The 19,337-nt window shown below is 71.6% G+C and carries 15 protein-coding genes; 5 read left to right on the forward strand and 10 right to left on the reverse strand.

Annotation, left to right across the window (positions count from 1 at the left end; all coding sequences use genetic code 11):
• The 3 genes from GD748_RS18580 to GD748_RS18590 all read left to right on the forward strand — a co-directional run.
• Positions 1-673: IS110 family RNA-guided transposase (locus GD748_RS18580; protein WP_193313022.1), on the forward strand; the 673-nt coding region annotated here is incomplete at its 5' end.
• A 607-nt stretch (positions 674-1,280) separates the two neighbouring features.
• Positions 1,281-2,246: a 2,3,4,5-tetrahydropyridine-2,6-dicarboxylate N-succinyltransferase gene (dapD, locus tag GD748_RS18585; RefSeq protein ID WP_152196741.1), complete on the forward strand. Its 966-nt coding sequence runs from the start codon at positions 1,281-1,283 to the stop codon at positions 2,244-2,246.
• Entirely contained in the window at positions 2,239-3,225 is a 987-nt protein-coding gene (locus tag GD748_RS18590; RefSeq protein ID WP_452176698.1) for a hypothetical protein, read from the forward strand. Before dapD ends, GD748_RS18590 begins: the two co-directional genes overlap by 8 nt.
• A gap of 204 nt (positions 3,226-3,429) precedes the next feature.
• Here GD748_RS18590 and GD748_RS18595 read toward each other — a convergent pair whose 3' ends face one another.
• The 3 genes from GD748_RS18595 to fdxA all read right to left on the reverse strand — a co-directional run bounded on the left by GD748_RS18595 (position 3,430) and on the right by fdxA (position 6,349).
• Complete coding sequence (locus GD748_RS18595) at positions 3,430-4,728, reverse strand: citrate synthase (protein ID WP_152196742.1); 1,299 nt, start codon at positions 4,726-4,728, stop codon at positions 3,430-3,432.
• Positions 4,729-4,890: 162 nt separating this feature from the next.
• On the reverse strand, positions 4,891-6,027 hold the full coding sequence (dapC, locus tag GD748_RS18600) for a succinyldiaminopimelate transaminase (protein ID WP_152196743.1): 1,137 nt from the start codon (positions 6,025-6,027) through the stop codon (positions 4,891-4,893).
• A 4-nt stretch (positions 6,028-6,031) separates the two neighbouring features.
• Positions 6,032-6,349 carry a ferredoxin gene (gene fdxA, locus GD748_RS18605; RefSeq protein WP_152196744.1) on the reverse strand — a complete coding sequence of 106 codons (318 nt, stop codon included), beginning with the start codon at positions 6,347-6,349 and terminating at the stop codon, positions 6,032-6,034.
• A gap of 126 nt (positions 6,350-6,475) precedes the next feature.
• Between fdxA and GD748_RS18610 the strand changes: the two genes are divergently transcribed.
• The gene (locus tag GD748_RS18610; RefSeq protein WP_226921635.1) at positions 6,476-6,808 is read left to right on the forward strand and encodes a putative acetyltransferase; all 333 of its coding nucleotides are present in this window, start codon (positions 6,476-6,478) and stop codon (positions 6,806-6,808) included.
• Positions 6,809-6,867: 59 nt separating this feature from the next.
• Here the strand turns inward: GD748_RS18610 and GD748_RS18615 are convergent, their stop codons facing one another.
• From GD748_RS18615 to typA, 5 genes are all read right to left on the reverse strand, one after another.
• Entirely contained in the window at positions 6,868-9,171 is a 2,304-nt protein-coding gene (locus tag GD748_RS18615) for a VanW family protein (protein ID WP_152196745.1), read from the reverse strand.
• A 170-nt stretch (positions 9,172-9,341) separates the two neighbouring features.
• A complete protein-coding gene (locus GD748_RS18620) occupies positions 9,342-9,884 on the reverse strand; it encodes a flavin reductase family protein (RefSeq protein WP_152196746.1) in 543 nt (180 codons plus the stop codon).
• Positions 9,881-10,354: a DUF6113 family protein gene (locus tag GD748_RS18625; protein WP_152196747.1), complete on the reverse strand. Its 474-nt coding sequence runs from the start codon at positions 10,352-10,354 to the stop codon at positions 9,881-9,883. The genes GD748_RS18620 and GD748_RS18625 overlap by 4 nt, the downstream gene beginning before the upstream one ends.
• Positions 10,355-10,416: 62 nt before the next feature.
• Positions 10,417-11,529: a PIG-L family deacetylase gene (locus tag GD748_RS18630; protein WP_152196748.1), complete on the reverse strand. Its 1,113-nt coding sequence runs from the start codon at positions 11,527-11,529 to the stop codon at positions 10,417-10,419.
• 98 nt (positions 11,530-11,627) lie between these two features.
• Positions 11,628-13,541, reverse strand: coding sequence for a translational GTPase TypA (typA, locus tag GD748_RS18635; protein ID WP_152196749.1), 1,914 nt, complete (start codon positions 13,539-13,541; stop codon positions 11,628-11,630).
• Positions 13,542-13,969: 428 nt separating this feature from the next.
• Here typA and GD748_RS18640 point away from each other — a divergent pair, with 428 nt between their 5' ends.
• Complete coding sequence (locus GD748_RS18640; protein WP_193313024.1) at positions 13,970-14,584, forward strand: PH domain-containing protein; 615 nt, start codon at positions 13,970-13,972, stop codon at positions 14,582-14,584.
• Positions 14,585-15,058: 474 nt separating this feature from the next.
• Here GD748_RS18640 and GD748_RS18650 read toward each other — a convergent pair whose 3' ends face one another.
• Together GD748_RS18650 and GD748_RS18655 are read right to left on the reverse strand one after the other, a co-directional pair.
• Positions 15,059-16,783, reverse strand: a complete 1,725-nt coding sequence (locus GD748_RS18650; protein ID WP_152196751.1) for an ABC transporter family substrate-binding protein — start codon at positions 16,781-16,783, stop codon at positions 15,059-15,061.
• Between the two features lie 414 nt (positions 16,784-17,197).
• Positions 17,198-19,336, reverse strand: a complete 2,139-nt coding sequence (locus GD748_RS18655; protein WP_152196826.1) for an ABC transporter ATP-binding protein — start codon at positions 19,334-19,336, stop codon at positions 17,198-17,200.
• Between the last annotated feature and the right edge of the window lies 1 nt (position 19,337).

Below are 19,337 nucleotides of genomic sequence, written 5' to 3' on the forward strand. Positions count from 1 at the left end.
GATCTCCCCGCCGGCCACCCGTGATCTGCGTGAGCTGGTCCGGCACCGGGCCAAGCTCGTGATGATGCGCTCGAGCCTGAAGGCTCAGGTCCACGCGGTGGTGGCCAAGCGTGGCATCGCGGTGCCGTTCTCGGACCTGTTCGGCGTCAAGGGCACCAAGCTGCTCGACCGGCTCGAGCTGCCCGAGACGCTCGCTGCCCGGCTCGCTTCTCAGCGGCGCCTGATCCAGACGCTGGAGGTAGAGATCAGCCAGTTCGACCGGCTGATCAGCGACCGGCTGCGACAGGATCCTTCGTACGCGGCCCTGCGCACGATCCCGGGCATCGGCCCGGTCCTGGCGGCGGTCCTGATCGCCGAGATCGGTGACATCACCCGCTTGACCCGGGCCGAGCAGCTGACCTCTTGGGCGGGACTGACTCCTCGCCACCACGAGTCCGACACCAAGGTCCACCGCGGCCGGATCACCAAGCAGGGCTCGCCCCTGGTGCGGTGGGCGGCGGTGGAATCGGTCCAGCTGCTGCCCGCGAGCTCCCGGGTCGGTCGCTACCGCGACCAGGTCGCCGACCGGCGCGGACGCAACATCGGCGTGATCGCAGCCGCCCGCAAACAACTCGAGTTCGTCTTCTACGCCATGCGCGACGGCCGCGTCCGCGCGCTGGCCCCGGCGGCATGAGTGCCACCGAATCTCGACCGGGACGCGGGACCGAGAGTGACATGACCCCCACCACCTGGTGGCGCGGCCGTCATAGTGATTGATCCCGTCCCGGTCGAACCTGCGAACCCCATCATGCCGCCCCTTCGCTCACTAACACTTTCACGCGAGGGGAACACCGGCGAAGGGATGACCGAGCAGCCCCCGGGGGCCTGCACACCCGCCCACAAACGGCGCTGATGAGCGAAACTGACACAACTCCGGAACCACCACACACCCTGGGAGCACACACCCGTTGAGCTTCTCCGCTGGTTGAACATCGTGGCCCGGCACGGCGCCGGCCTCAAGGCCCTATGGCCGCTGCGCGGTCGCGCTCCGCGCGAGCCTTGACCCCGACGCCTCAACCGAGCGCACCCAAAACCCAGCCGGACAAGCAAGAAACAAGCCTGAGCAGACTCACCACACCCCCTTGACTCACCACCGCTCCTTCAGGGATGCCACTCGGCGCGCTTCCCCCACCGAGCGGCACCTTTCGCACCGTCCCGCCGCCCGCGACACCGCCATGACGTGCCACTCGGCGAGCGGCGCCGTCGGACGCAGGAGCCCCGGCCCACGTAGGCTGGCAGGTATGACCGAGCGCAGCGCGTGGGGCCATGGACTGGCCACGATCACGGACTCCGGCGACATCCTCGACGTGTGGTATCCCACGCCTGCGCTGGGCCACGCGCCAGCGGACACCTCGGCCCCGGCGGAGCTGACCGCGCTGGAGCGCACCGACACCGACCGTGCCGTGCGCACGGAGGTGGTCCGCACCGAGATCGACCTCGACGCCGCTCCGGCCGACGCCGCCGACGCCTACCTGCGCCTCCACCTGCTCTCGCACACGGTCGTCGCCCCCAACACGATCGCCCTGGACGGCATCTTCGACCGGCTCACCAACGTGGTGTGGACGTCCGCCGGCCCGTGCGCCGTCGACGGCTTCGAGGCCACCCGCGCCCGTCTGCGGGCCACCCACGGCCCGGTGACCGTGCACGGCATCGACAAGTTCCCCCGCATGGTCGACTACGTCCTGCCCGTCGGCGTGCGCATCGCCGACGCCGACCGGGTGCGCCTGGGCGCCCACCTGGCGCCGGGCACAACGGTGATGCACGAGGGGTTCGTCAACTTCAACGCCGGCACGCTCGGACGCTCCATGGTCGAGGGGCGGATCTCCCAGGGCGTCGTCGTCGCCGACGGGGCGGACATCGGCGGCGGAGCCTCGATCATGGGCACGCTCTCGGGCGGCGGGGCGCAGGTCATCTCCATCGGGCCGCGCTCGCTCCTGGGCGCGAACGCCGGTCTCGGCATATCCCTCGGTGCCGACTGCGTCGTCGAGGCGGGCCTCTACCTCACCGCCGGCACGAAGGTCTCGGTCCTGACGGGCGGCGGCACCCGCCCGGACCACGGCCAGCTGACCGAGCCGCGCGTCGTCCCGGCCCGTGAGCTATCCGGCCACGACAACCTCCTCTTCCGGCGCAACTCCCTCTCCGGCGCCGTCGAGGCGCTCCCGCGCAAGGGCACCGGGGTGGAGCTCAACGCCGCCCTGCATGCGTAGCGGCCGGTCCACCCGCCCGCGCCCCGCGCAGCGTGGCCGCGGCGCCGGTCGCGGGTGCGCCGGCGGCGTGGCCGTCCTGCTCGGGGCCACGGCCCTCGCCACCGGTGCCGTCGTGCTCGTCCTGAACCTGCTCACGACCGACGGCGCGTCCGGCGCCTGTGTGGTGACGCTCGACGACGGCTCGACCGCCACTATGGCCGCCGACCAGGCGGACAACGCTGCGCTCCTGGGGGCGGTCGCCATGCACCGGGAGCTGCCCGCCCGCGGGGTGACAGTCGCGATCGCGACGGCGCTGCAGGAGTCCAAGCTGCGCAACATCGACTACGGCGACCGCGACTCCGTGGGCCTGTTCCAGCAGCGGCCGTCCCAGGGCTGGGGCACCGTCGAGCAGATCATGGACCCCGTCTACTCCACCAACGCGTTCTACGACGTCCTGGTGACCGTCGAGGGCTGGGAGGCCAAGGAGGTGACCGACGCCGCCCAGGACGTCCAGCGCTCGGCCTTCCCCGATGCGTACGCCCAGCACGAGGGCAGGGGCCGCGCCTTCGCCTCGGCGCTGACCGGGTACTCCCCCGCGGCACTGGTGTGCCACCTCGACGCTCCCGAGGACGGCGAGTCCAGCACCGCCACCGGTTCGGCCGGTGGTGCGCAGCGGCTGGCCGTCGTCGAGGACCGGCTGACCCGGGACTTCGTGTCGGTGGCCACGGCGGTGGCTCCCGGCGGCGTGCTCGTGGTCGACGCCACGTCGGTGCCGGCCGGGCTCGACGCCGACCCCGCTCGGCGTGCCTGGGCGGTGGCCCAGTGGGCCGTGGCGGCCGCCTCCGAGACAGGTGCGAGAGTCGTGGCGGTCGACGGGCGCGCATGGGTGCGCGACGACGGCGAGGATGCCGCCTGGGTGCCGCTCGTCGAGGCGGACGTCCCCGCCGCCGTCACCGAGGCCGCGGCCGGCGCCGGACCGGGCGCCGTCGTCATCAGCTGAGGACTGCGTCATGGGCTGAGGCCCGCAAGACATGACGCGGCGAGCGCAGCCGGAAGTGAAGACCGCAACCATCGTCGGTCGGCGCGAGCTGCGGGTACCTGGGAACCTCGACCGTGGCCGCCGCTCGCGAGAGGGGCTGAGCGCGACAGAGACACGGAAGCCCCGGCCGTGGTGGCCGGGGCTCCCGCGGTGGTCAGAGAAAAGTCAGCGCTTCTCGACCGGGACGAAGTCGCGCTCGGGCGCACCGGTGTAAACCTGGCGCGGGCGACCGATCTTCGTGCTCGGGTCCGCGATCATCTCGCGGTACTGGGCGATCCAGCCGGGCAGGCGACCGAGGGCGAACAGCGGGGTGAACATCTGGGTGGGGAAGCCCATGGCCTTGTAGATCAGGCCAGTGTAGAAGTCGACGTTCGGGTAGAGCTTGCGCTGGATGAAGTACTCATCGTTGAGGGCGATCTCCTCCAGCCCCATGGCGATGTCGAGGAGCTCGTCGTTCTTGCCGAGGCGCGCGAGCACGTCGTGGGCGGCCTCCTTGACGATGGCCGCACGCGGGTCGTAGTTCTTGTAGACCCGGTGCCCGAAGCCCATGAGGCGGACGCCGTCCTCCTTGTTCTTCACCTTCTCCATGAACTTCTCCACGGAGTAGTCGGCGTTCTGGATCTTGCCGAGCATCTCCAGCACGGCCTCGTTGGCGCCGCCGTGCAGCGGGCCCGAGAGCGCGCCGACGCCGGCCGCGATCGAGGAGTAGACGTTGGCGTGGGCCGAGCCGACCATGCGCACCGTCGAGGTGGAGCAGTTCTGCTCGTGGTCGGCGTGCAGGATGAGCAGCATGTCGAGGGCCTTGACGATGGCCGGGTCGACGTCGTGGCGCTGGTAGGGCAGGCCGAAGGTCATCCGGATGAAGTCCTCGACGTAGGGCTTCGACGCGTCCGGGTAGAGCAGCGGCAGGCCGTTCGCGCGCTTGGCGATCGCGGCGATCATCGTCGGCACCTTGGCCATGAGCAGCACGGTCGAGAGCTCGCGCTGGTACTCGTCGTGCGGGTCGAGGGTGTGCTGGTAGTAGGTGCCGAGCGCGGCGATGCCCGCCTGCAGGATCGACATCGGGTGGCCGTTGGCCGGGAACGCGGTGAAGAACGCCTTGAAGTCCTCGTGCAGGATCATGTGCCGCTTGATGCGGCGCGCGACGGCCTCGAGGGTGTCGGCGTCGGGCAGCTCGCCGTAGATGAGCAGGTACGCGGTCTCGAGGAAGTTCGAGCCCTTCGCGAGCTGGTCGATCGGGTAGCCGCGATAGCGCAGGATGCCCGCCTCGCCGTCGATGTAGGTGATCGACGACGTCGTCGACGCCGTGTTCACGAACCCGGGGTCGAGCGTGACCAGGCCGGTCTCCTTCAGCAGCGACGAGATGTTGACGCCGTCGCTGCCCTCCACGGCGGGCACTCGATCGAACCGGAGCGTCTTCCCGTCTACTTCGAACGTTGCCGGGCTCTGCTCAGCATTCGACATGTGGTGCCCTCCTCGGGATGGTCGGCCCTCGGGGTACGAGCGCCTCGTTGCGTGTCCGGGCGCGTCGCGGCGCCGGGGATGTGGTGGTGATCCGGTACACAAAGATATGCCATGGTGCGGACAAACCCCGAACCCGCCCACGTCCTGGTCCGCGGCCGACCCCTAACCGAGCAGCGGACCGCCCTCGGCCAGCCGGCGGGCCGCCTCCGCGATGCGTTCGTCCGTGGCGGTCAGGCCGATGCGGACGTAGCCCTGGCCCTGCGGGCCGTAGAACGTCCCGGGCGCCACGAGGATCCCCCGTGCGGCCAGGGCGTCGACGATCTCCCACGAGCTCGCCTCGCCCGCCGCCGGGCGCACCCACAGGTACAGCCCGGCCACCGACTCCGGGTCGAGAGCCAGTCCGGCGCCCTCGACGGCGAACAGCAGGGTGGCCCGCCGGGCGCGGTAGTGCTCGCGCTGGGCGGCGACGTGCGCGTCGTCGCCCAGGACGGCGGTCATGGCGGCCTGGACCGGTGCCGGCATCATCATCCCGGCGTGCTTGCGCACCTCGGTCAGGGCGTGCACGATCCGCTGGTCGCCGGCGATCAGCGCGGCCCGGTAGCCGGCGAGGTTGGACTGCTTGCTCAGCGAGTACAGCACCAGCAGGCCGTCGTGGCTGCCGCCCGTGACCCGCGGGTCGAGCAGGGACGGCACGCCGTCAGTGGCCCATGGCTCGTCCCAGGGCAGCTCGGCGTAGCACTCGTCGGCGGCGACGACGGCGCCGCGCTCACGGGCCCAGGCGACGACAGCGGCGAGCCGCTCCGCGGACAGCACGTGGCCGTCCGGGTTGCCCGGGGAGTTCAGCCAGACCAGCTTGGCGTCCGGCCAGCCGGCCGGGTCGGCGTCGATCGGGACCGGGGTGGCCCCGGTGAGCCGGGCCCCGACGTCGTACGTGGGGTACGCCGCGCGCGGGTGCAGGACGACGTCGCCCTCCCCCAGCCCGAGCAGGGCCGGGAGCAGCGCCACCATCTCCTTGGAGCCGATCGTCGGCAGGACGGCGTCCACGCCGAGGTCGGGCACCCCGCGCCGACGCGCGAACCATGCGACGACCGCCTCCCGCAGCGCCAGGGTGCCGACCGTCGTCGGGTAGCCCGGGGCGTCGGCCGCCGCGGTGAGGGCCGCCGTCGCGACGGCCGGGGTCGGGTCCACCGGGGTGCCTACGGACAGGTCGACGATCCCGCGCGGGTGGGCGGCCGCGCGGGTCTTGGCGTCCGTCAGGGAGTCCCAGGGGAAGTCCGGCAGGGCGCCGGCGTGCAGCACGCTCCTAGGCCTGCGGCGGGAGCGCGGCGACCATCGGGTCGTCCTTGTCGATGACGCCCATCTTCGCGGCGCCGCCCGGGGACCCGAGCTCGTTGAAGAACTCGACGTTCGCCCGGTAGTAGTCCGACCAGATCGTCGGGGTGTCGTCCTCGTAGTAGATGGCCTCGACCGGGCAGACCGGCTCGCAGGCGCCGCAGTCGACGCACTCGTCGGGGTGGATGTACAGCATCCGCTTGCCCTCGTAGATGCAGTCGACGGGACATTCGTCCACGCACGCCAGGTCCTTGACGTCCACACAGGGCTGGGCGATGACGTAGGTCACGAGCACTTCCTTTCGAGCGGGCGACGACGTGGCGCACACCTGGGCTGCGACGTCGACCCTAGTATCCCTCGCGTGCGCGGGGATCACGAACGCGGCCGCCCGCCGGGCTGAGGCAGCATGGGGTGCGTGGAGCACGACGACGACCGGACGACACCCGACGAAGCGCCCGAGGCCGAGCGCGACGCGCCCCCGCCCGGCGAGCCGCCCTGGCTGCGGTGGCAGGTGGGTGAGCGGGTCGTCGTGCGCTACCGCCTCGAGGAGGCGGACGACCCGACCGGCGGCCGGCCGCGTCTCAGCGATGCCCTCGGAGACCTGGTCGCGGTACGCGCCGACGGCGTCGTCGTCAGGACCCGCCGCGGCGACGTGCACGTCCCGGCGGGCGCGATGGTGACGGGCAAGCGGGTGCCCCCGCCGCCGGACCCGGCCCGGTACCGCAGGACGCCTCCGCCGTCGGCCTGAGGCGGCCAGGCCAGCCGTGGGTGGTCAGCCGTCCGAGGCGGCCAGGCCAGCCGTGGGCGTCAGCCGTCCGAGGGCGGGTCACCGCAGACGACGCGGTGCCAGGGACGGTAGGTCCAGGTCCAGCTCTCCTCGTCGAAGACCTCGCCGGCCTTGGACCGTTCCCGCGTGTTGGTGACGGTGAAGCCGTCCGGGCCGAAGCCCTCCGCGACGCAGTCGTCGGCCGGGTTGTACACGGTTGTGGGCTTGACGATGTTGTAGTGCCCCGAGCTGGACGTCTCGACGTCCCACACCGGCGTGCTCCACAGCCGTGTGTGCACCGCGTCGCCGGTCACCCACGCGTGGACCATGACTCCGTAGTCGGTGTTGTTCCGCCAGATCATGTCCACCGTCGGCACCCACAGGGTCGCCTCTCGGCCCGCCGGGTACCGGTCGAACCAGCGCGAGTGGGGCTTGTGCTCGATGTCGTCGTAGCCGGCGAGGTAGCCGACGTTGTACATGTTCGTCGAGAGCTGCGAGAGACCGCCGCCCAGCGCCACGGAGGAGAAGCCGTTCTCCACCACGCCCGAGGAGACGAAGCCGTGCGCCTCGTCGATCGGACCGAGCTCCTCCAGCAGGGAGAACTCCTCCCCCGGCATCACCAGCGTCCCCGTGACCTTCGCCGTCCCGACGCGCAGGTTCTCGGTGCGGACCGGGTCGTAGGGCATCGGGGTGGAGAAGTCGACGATGATCTCGTTGACGCCCAGCGCCTCGGCGTCGGCGGTGGAGAACTCCGGCTCGGCCTCGACCAGGGACACCTCGGCCGTGCGGTTCGCGGAGGTTGCCGCAGTACTGACCGCGGCGGCGAGCTCCTGGGGGTCGACGCCGGTGCCGTTGGTGGACGGGATGATGGTCGGCTCGTTGTTCTGGAGCACGATCTGGGCGTCCTGACCCGTGACCACGATCTCGGGGTTCGCCTCGACTACCGCGTCGGCGAGCGCCTCCCCGTCGAGCTCGAGGACGAGGGTGCCGCCGTCGTCGACGAACGTGGCGTTGGCGGCGAGCTGCTCGGGGGTGAGCTCGGCGAGCTTGCCCTCGACACTGACGCTGACGGGCGCCGAGACGAGCGGCTCGGCAAGGTTGTCCAGGGCGTCGGCGACGGCGTCGGTGCCCACGGCGGGCTCGACGGGCTGCGTCGGCAGCTCGATGGGACGCTCGGCGGTGAGCCACTCCTCGGGCAGGAGCGCGGTGGCGGCGTCGACGTCGACGGCGGTGCCCGGCTCGGGCTCGGTGACCTCCGGCGTCGTCCCGGCGAAGGTGATGACGCCCTCGACGGGGGCAACGTCGAGCTCGGTGGCCGCCGACTGCAGCGCCTCGCGCAGCGCCGGCTCGTCGACGGTGGAGACCGGCGGGACCGCGCCGAGGCCGAACACTCGGCCCCAGAGCACGCGCGGGTCGAGGGTGAAGCCGGTGAGGTCGTCCAGCGTCGCCTCGACGTCGAGGGTCAGCCCGACGGCGGCAGGGTCGACGCTCGAGATCGCCTCGCCGACGCTCACCGGGATCTGCTCCTCGGCGAGGGGGGCGAGCTCATCGGCCAGGCGCTCGCGAGCGTCCGCCGCGGAGAGACCGCCGATCGGCACGCCGGCGACGGTGGCACCGTTCGGCGTGCGGTCGCCGAGGAACCAGGCGCCCGCGCCGTAGGCGGCGGCGAGCAGGAGGACGACGACGGCCGCGATCACCAGACCGCGCCTGCTGCGCCGCCTGGGCGGCTCGGCGGCGAACTCGTCGAACGGCGAGGGCATGCGGTCATCCTTGGGTTCGGGGTCGTCGTAGGTCGGCGAGTGCGGCGTGGCGGCTGGGAATACCGCGGCGCTGTCAGGGTCGTGGCGGACCGCGGAGACCTCGAGGTCGTCGTGCCGCTGGGCCGCCGTGCTGGGCTCGACGTCATCGAGCTCGTCAGCCGGGGCGGGGGCGCCGGCTTGGGCGGATGCCGAACTTGGCTCGTCTACCGGGGCGGGTACGGAACCTGGCTCGTCTACCTGCGCGGGTGCCGGCGCCGGCTCGTCGGCCGGGGCGAGGCTACCGGCTTGGGCGGATGCTGCCTCGTCGGGAGGCGCGGGTGCCGTACCTGACTCGTCGCCCGGTGCAGGTGCCGGACCGGGCTCGTCGGGAGGCGCGGGCGCCGGACCCGGCTCGTCGGCCGGGGCAGGTGCACCGTCCGGCGGCGCCGGAGCAGGACCGGCTTCGTTCAGCCGGCGGGCCAGGACGGCGTCGAGATCGTTCATCCCGCCGGTCGGGGACTCCAGGGACGGTGAGGAGGCCCGGCCTGCACCGTGGCTCTCCGGCCGGTGCTCGGGCACCGGGCCGCGCATGAAGTCCTGTGTCACTGGCTCGCGTCCTCTTCCCCCAGGGTTGCCGCCGCGTGCGACCTTCAGAATGGTAGTCGCGGGAATTGGGGGAAAACGGTCGGCATGAGCAACGTCACCACATCGTTATTGACTTGCGTCTGCGCGCGCACGTCGACGCTGGGGCCTCGGAGAGCCTGGCCAGCTGACCGTCACGCCAACGGCCGGACCCGGCCGAGGTGGTGCACCAGTCCGCCGATCCCGGTGGTCCCGATCCGGGCGTCGAGCACCTCGCCGACGACGACGTCGTGGTCCCCGGCGTTCTTGATCCACGCCGTTCGGCACTCCACCCACCCCTGGGCGGCATCCACCAGTGCGGCACCGGAGGTCTCGCCACGGTGGTGCGGCACACCGGTCAGCTGACCGAAGGCCGGCCGTCCTGGCATGGCGAGCCGTTCCGCGGCGACGGCGGCCGACGCGTCCAGGAGGCTGATCGCCCAGGTGTCGACGTCGTCCAGGGCCTCGCGCATCCGTGCGTCGGAGTAGACGCAGAACAGCACCATCGGGGGCCGCAGGGAGACCGACGCGACCGCGGTGGCGGTCATTGCCAGGTCAAGCCGTCCGTGGCGCACCGATACCACCGAGATGCCGCCCGGCAGGCGGCCCATCGTGGCGCGGAAGCGCTCGACGAGCTCCTCCGGGTCGGCCTCGCCGGTCGTCGTCCCAGGACTCGCGGCCGGGTCGCCGGGGCTCATCCGTCCACCGCGTGCCGGGCCGCCGGCGCCGGCCGGTCGGAGTACCACGACCGCGGAGTCAGTGCGACGGCGGCCGTCACCAGCGGCAGTCCGACCAGCCAGACGTAGCTGAGCACGTCGTCGGTGACCAGGACGTCACCGCCCGGGCCGACGAAGGTCAGGACCTGCGCGGTGACCAGGCCGGCGAGACCGAAGAGGAACACACCGGTGCCGTCGGACACCGAGCGGGCGAACACCGCACCGACGGCGACCCCCAGGAGCGCGAGCGCCATCCCGGCCGGCAGGTCCGCACTCTCCCAGCGGTGCACCAACGTCCCGCCGATCGCGACCACCATGCCGGCGGCGACCGCGACGAACGCCGCTACAGCCCGGCTGACACGGTCGGGTCGGTCGAGCCGGTCTTCGCTGTCGGAACGGTCGCTTCGGTCGGGACGGTCGCCGTCGTCGGGACGGTCGCCGTCGTCGGGCAAGGCCGGATGGTCGAACTGGGCCGGACGGTCAGTCCGGTCATAGCCGTCTGGACGGTCGCCGCTCACGCCGTCACCGTGCCGCCGACGAAGGCGGCGAGACGGTCGCGTCCGGTCCAGCCGGTCAGCCGGTCCCGGGTCAGGCCGTCGATGGTCCGGAGATGGGTGAGCTCGTCGACCCTGTCGTGACCGGGGGCGAGACGCAGACTGGCGGTGCCGAGGATCGGCAACAGGAGGCCGTTGCTGACGGCGAACCAGCCGCACACGGCCTGCCCGCGGTTCTCCGGCTGCGTGAGGTCGAGGAGGTGGATCCCCTGGACCTGGGAGCGGTGGGCGCGCATCGCCGCCGCCACCGCCGGGAGCACCGCGGTGATGTCAACGGTCAGGTCGACCTGGTCGGCCGGCACCACCATCGAGGGCATCTCGCTCGTGGCGGGGATCGTGGCGAGGACGTCGCCGCGGGTGCCGAACTGGGGGTGGTGCTCGAGCCTCGTCTCGAGCCAGTGCAGGGCGGCCCGGTAGCGCTCCTCGGACTCGACGACCCAGCCGACGACCGGCACGTCCCACGGCTCGAGCCCGGTGAGCGGGTCGTCGTCGTCGTCCACGGGCGAGGCGTCGGCGGCGAGCTCGACCGCACGCATGGTGACCTGGTGGGCGTGGACGTGGTCGGGGTGGCCGTACCCGCCGTGCGGCTCCTCGGTCACGACCATTTGCGGGCGGGCCTCGCGCAGCAGGACTGCGAGGAGACGGGCGGCCACCTCGACCGGGACGGCCGAGAAGGCGTCCGCACCGGCGTCGGTGCCCGGCCCGGCGAGACCGTGGCGCAGCCAGACCATGCCCGAGTCGGTGAAGTGCCGGGCACGCCGCTCCGCGAGGCCGGGGACGGCGTCGAGGAACCGGTGGGAACGCACGCCCAGCGCGGTGAGGGCACGTGCGAGCTCGTGCTCGCGGTGGTGCGCCAGGGAGGGCCGGTCGTCCTCCAGGTGCGCCAGCTCGGCCGGGATGACCTCGCCGAGCTCACCGCGGTTGCCCGTCACGACCGCGACCCCGACGCCGGCGCGGGCAGCGGCGGCGAGCAGGCCGCCGGCGCCGAGCGTCTCGTCGTCGGGATGGGCGAAGACCCCGAGGAGCCCGCCCGTGGGCAACGGTGCCTGGGAGATGGCGTGGAGGTCGGTCATATCCCCATCATGGCCCTCGTCGTCGTCGCCCGCAGGTAGAGCTCGCGTCGAGCTGAGGACTGGGCGGGCCGTCACGACGGCGCCGCCCCGTCCGAGCCTCAGGCCTCGGCGCGCCGGGCCCGCGACGCGCTGCGGAAGCGCTCCTGGGAGTCCAGGATCACCTTGCGGATCCGCACGGACTCGGGCGTGACCTCCACGCACTCGTCCTCGGCCGCGAACTCGAGGGACTCCTCGAGGGTGAGCTTGCGCGGCGGCACGAGGTTCTCGAAGTTGTCCGCCGTGGAGGAGCGCATGTTGGTGAGCTTCTTCTCCTTGGTGATGTTGACGTCCATGTCCTCGTTGCGGGAGTTCTCCCCGACGACCTGGCCCTCGTACACCTCCGAGGTGGGCTCGACGAAGAACGAGCCGCGCTCCTGCAGGTTGATCATCGCGAACGGCGTCACCGCGCCGGCCCGGTCGGCGACCATCGAGCCGGTGTTGCGCATCTCGATGGTGCCCTGCCACGGCTCGTAACCCTCCGCGATGGAGGAGGCGATGCCCGTGCCGCGGGTCTCGGTGAGGAACCGCGTGCGGAAGCCGATGAGGCCGCGGGCGGGGACGACGAACTCCATGCGCACCCAGCCGGTGCCGTGGTTGGACATCGTCTCCATGCGGCCCTTGCGGGCGGCCATGAGCTGGGTGACGGTGCCGAGGTACTCCTCGGGGACGTCGATGGTCATGCGCTCCATCGGCTCGTGGCGCCTGCCGTCGATCTCGCGGGTGACCACCTGCGGCTTGCCGACGGTCAGCTCGAAGCCCTCGCGGCGCATCTGCTCCACCAGGATGGCCAGCGCCAACTCGCCGCGGCCCTGCACCTCCCAGGCGTCCGGGCGCTCGGTGGGCAGCACCTTCAGCGAGACGTTGCCGATGAGCTCGCGGTCGAGGCGGTCCTTGACCTGGCGCGCGGTGACCTTCGCCCCCTTGACCCGGCCGGCGAGCGGGGAGGTGTTGATCCCGATGGTCATGGAGATGGCCGGGTCGTCGACGGTGATCATCGGCAGCGGGCGCGGGTCGTCCGGGTCCACGAGCGACTCGCCGATGGTGATGTCCTCGATCCCGGCGACGGCGACGATGTCGCCGGCGTGCGCGACCTCGGCGGGCACCCGGTCGAGGGCCTCGGTGCGCAGCAGCTCGGAGATACGGACGCTCTTGGTGGTGCCGTCGGCACGCGCCCAGAGCACCGACTGCCCCTTGCGCAGCTCGCCGTTGTGCACGCGCAGCAGCGCGAGCCGGCCGAGGAACGGGGAGGCGTCGAGGTTGGTCACGTGCGCCTGCAGCGGCGCGCCCTCCTCGTAGGAGGGTGCGGGGATCTTCTCGATGATGGTCTCGAAGAGCGGCTCGAGGTCCTCGCTGTCGGGGAGCGTGCCGTCGGCCGGCTGCTCCAGGCTGGCGCGGCGGGCCTTCGCCGACGCGTACACGACCGGGACGTCGAGGATGGCGTCGAGGTCGAGGTCGGGGACCTCGTCGGCGAGGTCGGAGGCCAGGCCGAGCAGGAGGTCCTGCGCCTCCGACACGACCTCGCTGATCCGGCTGTCCGGCCGGTCGACCTTGTTCACCAGGAGGACGACGGGGAGCTTCGCGGCCAGCGCCTTGCGCAGCACGAAGCGGGTCTGGGGCAGCGGCCCCTCGGAGGCGTCGACAAGGAGCACGACGCCGTCGACCATCGACAGCCCGCGCTCGACCTCGCCGCCGAAGTCGGCGTGCCCGGGGGTGTCGATGACGTTGATGGTCAGGCCGTCCTCGAGCCCGGCGGCCTGCGCAGCGGGACCGCGGTAGTGCACCGCGGTGTTCTTGGCGAGGATCGTGATGCCCTTCTCGCGCTCGAGGTCACCGGAGTCCATGGCCCGCTCGTCCACGTGCTGGTGCTCGCCGAAGGCACCGGACTGCCACAGCATGGCGTCGACCAGGGTGGTCTTGCCGTGGTCGACGTGGGCGACGATCGCGACGTTGCGCAGATCTGAGCGCAAAGGCATACGCGGGTACTCATTTCATCTCAGGGGCTGCCCGCGCACCGGTGCTGGCGATGGTGTCGCCGAGGGGCAGGCACCCTGTCCCGGGCGGGCAAGCACCCTGTTCTGGGCGCCAACCGACGATTCTACTGCCGCAGGCGGTTCCGGCGTCACCCCTGGCGCCTGTGCGCAGGGTCACGCCGGCTTCGCGAACGCGCTGGTGACGCCTTGCTCAGTGCGCGGCCGTCCACACGGCACGAGCCGTCCCGATACGCGCCGTCCTCACCGCACGAGCCGATCACGATGGGCCGCCGCCGTCCTCACCGCACGAGCCGATCACGATGGGCCGCCGCCGTCCTCAAGGCACTAGCCGGCCGGAGACGTGCCGACGCACCCCGCCCGCGACGGCTGGGGTGCACAGCCAGCACCGCCGGCTCAGTGATGATGGGGGCATGGGACCGACGATCGTCTTCCGCACGACCTCCGCGCGCGTGTACGCGGTCATCTTCTGGGTGGTCGCGGTCGTGCTCCTCGTAGCGTTCGCGACCAACGGCGGGCTCGGTGAGCTCCTGCAGTACGGGGCGGTGCCCCTCGTCCTGGTGGCCGTCGGTTGGGCGGTGTTCTGGCAGCCGCACGTCGTCGTGGCACCCGCCGGTGTCACAGCTGCGAACGTGTTCACGACGGTCGACGTCCCGTGGCTCACGATCGACGCCGTCGAGACGCGGTGGGGGCTGCGGCTGGAGACGGCGGACGGCCGGGTGAACGTGTGGGCTGCACCGGCGAAGGGCGGGATCTCGAACCGTCGGCGGGAGCCAGACGTGCCAGGCGTCGACCTCCTCGACACCGAGGGCACCGGACGCCTGTCTGCCACCGGTGACTCGCGCCTCGTCGGGCAGGTGATCGAGGCACGCCTCGCTGCGGCGCGAGCAGGCGGCGTCGGGACGACCGGCCGCACCGGTGAGCCGGCGGCTCCGACCCAGGTGCGCAAGCGGGTCAACGCGGTCTCGATCGGCCTCCTCGCCGGAAGCCTCGCGCTGGCGGTGCTCACCGCCACGACGCTGGGCTGATCCGGCTCGAGCCCGCCCCAGCCCGTCCGGCTGGAGCCCGCTCCGCCCGTCTGGCTCGAGCCCGCCAAGCTCGTCCGGCACGAGCCCGCTCCACGCCCGGCCTGCTCGAGCCCGCTCCAGGCGCGTCCCGCTTTAGCCCGCCGGGCAGCTCGAGCCGTCCCAAGATGACCCGGCACGAGTCCGACCGAACAGCCTGAACGGTTCGTACCGGTTATCGGTACGAACCCTTCAGCCTGACGCGGACCTGAGCCCAGGCCGGGAGCCGGGAAGTCAGGGGCGCGGGCCGGGAAGCCGGAGACCGCGGCGAGGGCCGAGGAGCCGGGCCGCGCGCCGGGGTCCGGGGCCAGAGCCGGGCCAGAGCCGGGCCGGGGCCGGGCCGGGGCCGGCGCACGATCGCTGGGCACGGCACAGGGCCGGTGGTTACCCACCGGCCCTGTGCGTGCTACGTGTGCTGAGTGCCTCAGCGAGTGATCATCACTCGGCGACGAAGCCCCAGTTCTCGGCGCGCGTGGTGCTGAAGCCCGTGGCGCCGAAGTTGGCGAGGTTGCTCACCGTGGCGACGAGCTCCGGACGCTGGTACAGCGGCAGCGTGTGGCCCGACTCCCAGATCATCTGGTCGGCCTGGTTGGCCAGGTCGACGCGGGCGTCGTTGTCGGTCTCGACGTCGATCTGGTCGATCAGGGCGTTGAGCTCCTCGTTGAGGAGGTTCGCGTAGTTCGACTCGTTGGTGGCCGGGTCGCCGTAGAGCTGCGACAGACCGTTCATCGGGTACGGGGTCCCGATCCACGAGAACGCCATGATCTCGAAGTCGCCGTTGGACAGGGCCGGCCCGAACTCGTCGACCGGGGTCTGCACGAGCTCGAGGTTGACGCCGATCTCCTTGAGCTGCGCCTGGGCGAGCTGACCCTCGTTCTCCGACACCGGCACGCCGGTGAGGACGGAGAACTTCACGGTCAGCGGCTCGCCGTCGGCGTTCTCGCGGATACCAGTCTCCTCGTTCATGGTCCAGCCGAGCTCGTCGAGCTGGGCACCGGCGGCCTCGGGGTCGTAGCCCCACTCGCTGCCGTTGTCCACGAAGCCAGCCTGGTTCTCCATGAAGATGTGGTTGTTCAGCGGCTTCTTCTCACCGGGCAGGCCGGCGAGGTCGGACTCGGCGATCGCCTGGCGGTCGACGCCGCGGGCGATGGCCTGGCGGATGCCCTGGTCCTGCAGCAGGCCGGCCTCCGAGTTGAAGGTGAAGTGGCGCCAGTTCGGGCCCTTCGCCTCACGGATCTCGGCGCCCGCGACGGTCTGGGCGAGCGCGTAGGCGTTCGGGTCCGGGCCGACGTCGAACACGTCGATCTCGTTGTTCTGGAAGGCCGTGCCGGTGGCGTCCGGCGCCACGACGCGGAACTGGATCTCGTCGAGCAGCGCCTCGTCGCCCCACCAGTTCTCGTTCGGGACGAGGGTGAGGACCTGCTGCGCGTCGTCGATGTTGTCGACCATGTACGGACCGGTGAACCAGTCCGCCGGGTACTCCAGCCAGCCCTCGTTGAAGGCGGCGGCGTCGGCGACGCCCTCGGCCGGGGAGACGCTGGAGACCGTCGCGCTCCAGTCGGGGTAGGTCGACTTGTAGGTGATGACGACCTGGAACTCGTCCTCGCCCATCTCGACCGACTCGATCTCCTCGTAGGGACCGGTCTGGACGCACTGGAACTCGGCGTTCTCACCGTTGCAGGCGGTGAGGGTGGCCTCGTAGTCCTCCCAGTCGATCGGGTCGCCGTTGTTCCACTTGGCGTCCGGGTTGAGGTTGAGGGTGATGACCTGCTGCTCGCCCTCCATCTCGTCGGTGAAGTCCACGAGGTAGTTCTCGTTCGGCGTGGGCTTGCCCTCGCCGTCGTAGTCCCAGTTCGCCACGCTCAGCGCGTCGCGGATGTCCGTGTAGTCGGCGTTGTTGCCGTTCACGTGCATGGGGTTCCACTGCGGAGGGAGCTCGGCGACGGCGCGACGCAGCGTCCCGCCCTGCTCGAGCTCGTCACGCGGGGTGGCGTTGATCTGGAAGAGCTCCCCCTCGCCATCGGCCGTGCCGCCGGTCTCACCGCCGGCGTTGGTCTGGCCGTCCGACGTCTCGCCGCCGTCGCCGCTGTCGCTGCAGGCCGCGAGGACCAGCGCAAGCGCTGCGCCAGTCGCCAGGACTGCTGCACCCTTCTTCGTGCGCACTGTTGAACCTCCATCAAGGTGTGTCGAGAACGTCGGCGGTACCCCGCTTGATTGGCAGACATCGGTCTGCGGCACGTTCTGGTCAGTACTGAACCACGGCCGGTGTGACGCACGGCACCCCGACAGGGTGTCGGGATTCACTTGTGACCCAATTGAGACCGCGCGGTGATGTAAGACCGCTTCACGAGCGCTCCACGGCGGTGATCTGCCCGTTTACGTCGTCCGGTCCGGGCGGCTTGTCGCGGCTGGAAGGAGTCCCCGGACCGGCCCGGCCGCGAGCCAGGGCAACGCCCCGTCGGGGCGCAACCGGTCGCAGCGACAGGCGTGCCGGCACGACGACGGCACGGGCCGCCGGCCGCACGACGACGCACGGACCGGCCGGGGTCGCCCCCGACCGGCCCGTGCTCGTCGTCGTCAGAAGACCTCGACGGCCTCCGCGTAGTGGCAGGCCGACTTCTGGTCGGTGCCCATGGGGTACAGCGGCGGGTCCTCGGAGATGCACCGGGACTGCTCCCCCTCGCTGAGGGTGAGGAACTTCGGGCACCGCGTCCGGAACCGGCAGCCCGACGGCGGGTTCGCCGGCGAGGGCAGGTCCCCGGAAAGGATGATCCGCTCCCGCTTCCGCTCGAGTGCGGGGTCCGGGATCGGGATCGCCGAGAGCAGCGCCTGCGTGTACGGGTGCGTCGGCTGCTCGAACACCTTGTCGACCTCGCCGACCTCCACGATGCGGCCGAGGTACATCACGGCCACCCGGTTCGCGATGTGCCGCACCACCGACAGGTCGTGCGCCACGAACAGGTAGCTGAGCTCGAGCTTCGCGCGCAGCTCGTCGAGCAGGTTGATGATCCCCGCCTGGATGGAGACGTCCAGCGCGGACACCGGCTCGTCGAGCACCAGGAGCTTCGGCTCGAGCGCGAGCGCCCGGGCGATGCCGATGCGCTGGCGCTGCCCGCCGGAGAAGTGCTGCGGGTACCGGTTCGCGTGCGAGGGCTCCAGGCCCACGAGCTTCATCAGCTCGCGCACCCGCTCCTCGGCCCGCTCCCCCTTGACCCCGTTGGCCTCCAGCGGCTCGGCGATGATGTCGAAGACCGGCATCCGCGGGTCGAGCGACGCCATCGGGTCCTGGAACACGACCTGCAGGTCGCTGCGGACCTGCTTGCGCTCGCGCCGCCCGCTCAGCTGCCCGACGTCCTTGCCCAGCACCACGATCGTGCCGTTGGACGGTGCCTTCAGGTCGAGGATCTCCAGCAGCGTGGTGGTCTTCCCGCAGCCGGACTCCCCCACGAGGCCGAGGGTCTCCCCAGCCCGGATGTCGAAGCTGACGCCGTCGACCGCGTGGACCGTGCCGACGCGGCGCTTGAACACCGAGCCCTTCATCAGCGGGAAGTGCCGCTCGAGGTCCGTGACCCGCAGGACCTCCTCGCGGTCCTCCCGCGGGACGGCCGCCAGCGGGTGCTCGATGATCCCGGGCAGCGGGTAGATGTCCTTGAACGTCAGGCCCTGCTCCTCGATCTCCTCCTTGCGGTGGCAGGCCGAGACGTGCCCCTCGCCGAGCGTGGCCTCCAGCGGCGGCTCCACCTGCCGGCAGATATCGATCGCCATCGGGCAGCGCGGCGCGAAGGGGCAGCCGGTCGGCAGGTTCAGCAGCGAGGGCGGGTTGCCCTCGACCGGCGCCAGCGCCGTCTTCTCGTCCGCGTCCGGCCGCGGCAGCGACCCCAGCAGCCCGATCGTGTACGGCATCGTGGTGCGGTAGTAGATGTCGTCGACCTCGCCGCGCTCGACCACGCGCCCGGCGTACATCACGGCCACCCGGTCCGCGATCCCGGCGACCACGCCGAGGTCGTGGGTGATCATGACGACGGCGGCACCGGTCTCGCGCTGGGCGGTCTTGAGCACGTCGAGGATCTGCGCCTGGATCGTCACGTCGAGCGCCGTCGTCGGCTCGTCCGCGATGATCAGGTCCGGGTCGTTCGCGATGGCCATCGCGATCATCGCCCGCTGGCGCATGCCACCGGAGAACTCGTGCGGGAAGGCCCGGACGCGCACCTGCGGGTTCGGGATCCCCACGAGGTCGAGCAGCTCGACGGCGCGCTCCCAGGCGGCCTTGTCGTCCATGTTGCGGTGGATCTGCAGGGCCTCGACGATCTGGTCGCCCACCGTGTAGACGGGCGTCAGCGCGGAGAGCGGGTCCTGGAAGACCATGCCCATCCGCTCGCCGCGGATGCGCGACATGTAGGCGTCCGAGCGGCCGAGGAGCTCCTCGCCGTGCAGCTTCACCGACCCGGCCACGCTGGCCGACTCCGGGAGCAGCCCCATGACGGCCATGGAGGTCACGGACTTGCCGGAGCCGGACTCGCCGACGATGCCGAGGACCTCGCCGGCCCCGACGGTGAAGCTCACCCCGCGCACGGCGTGCACGACGCCGTCCTCGGAGGGGAAGTCGACCGTGAGGTCGGCGACGTCGAGCACGGGCACGCCCTCGGCGCGCGAGGGGACGCTGTGCCGGGGTGCGGTGGCGGTGCCGCCGCCCCGGTTCCTGCTGCGGCTGACGATG

The organism is Georgenia subflava, assembly GCF_009193155.1.
Classification (GTDB): domain Bacteria; phylum Actinomycetota; class Actinomycetes; order Actinomycetales; family Actinomycetaceae; genus Georgenia; species Georgenia subflava.

Bases quoted from the DNA above. Each gene is read 5' to 3' on its own strand.
- typA (WP_152196749.1), bottom strand. From the start codon at position 13,541: ATGCCTTTGCGCTCAGATCTGCGCAACGTCGCGATCGTCGCCCACGTC.
- dapD (WP_152196741.1), top strand. From the start codon at position 1,281: ATGACCGAGCGCAGCGCGTGGGGCCATGGACTGGCCACGATCACGGAC.
- GD748_RS18595 (WP_152196742.1), bottom strand. From the start codon at position 4,728: ATGTCGAATGCTGAGCAGAGCCCGGCAACGTTCGAAGTAGACGGGAAG.
- GD748_RS18590 (WP_452176698.1), top strand. From the start codon at position 2,239: ATGCGTAGCGGCCGGTCCACCCGCCCGCGCCCCGCGCAGCGTGGCCGC.
- GD748_RS18620 (WP_152196746.1), bottom strand. From the start codon at position 9,884: ATGAGCCCCGGCGACCCGGCCGCGAGTCCTGGGACGACGACCGGCGAG.
- GD748_RS18640 (WP_193313024.1), top strand. From the start codon at position 13,970: ATGGGACCGACGATCGTCTTCCGCACGACCTCCGCGCGCGTGTACGCG.
- GD748_RS18630 (WP_152196748.1), bottom strand. From the start codon at position 11,529: ATGACCGACCTCCACGCCATCTCCCAGGCACCGTTGCCCACGGGCGGG.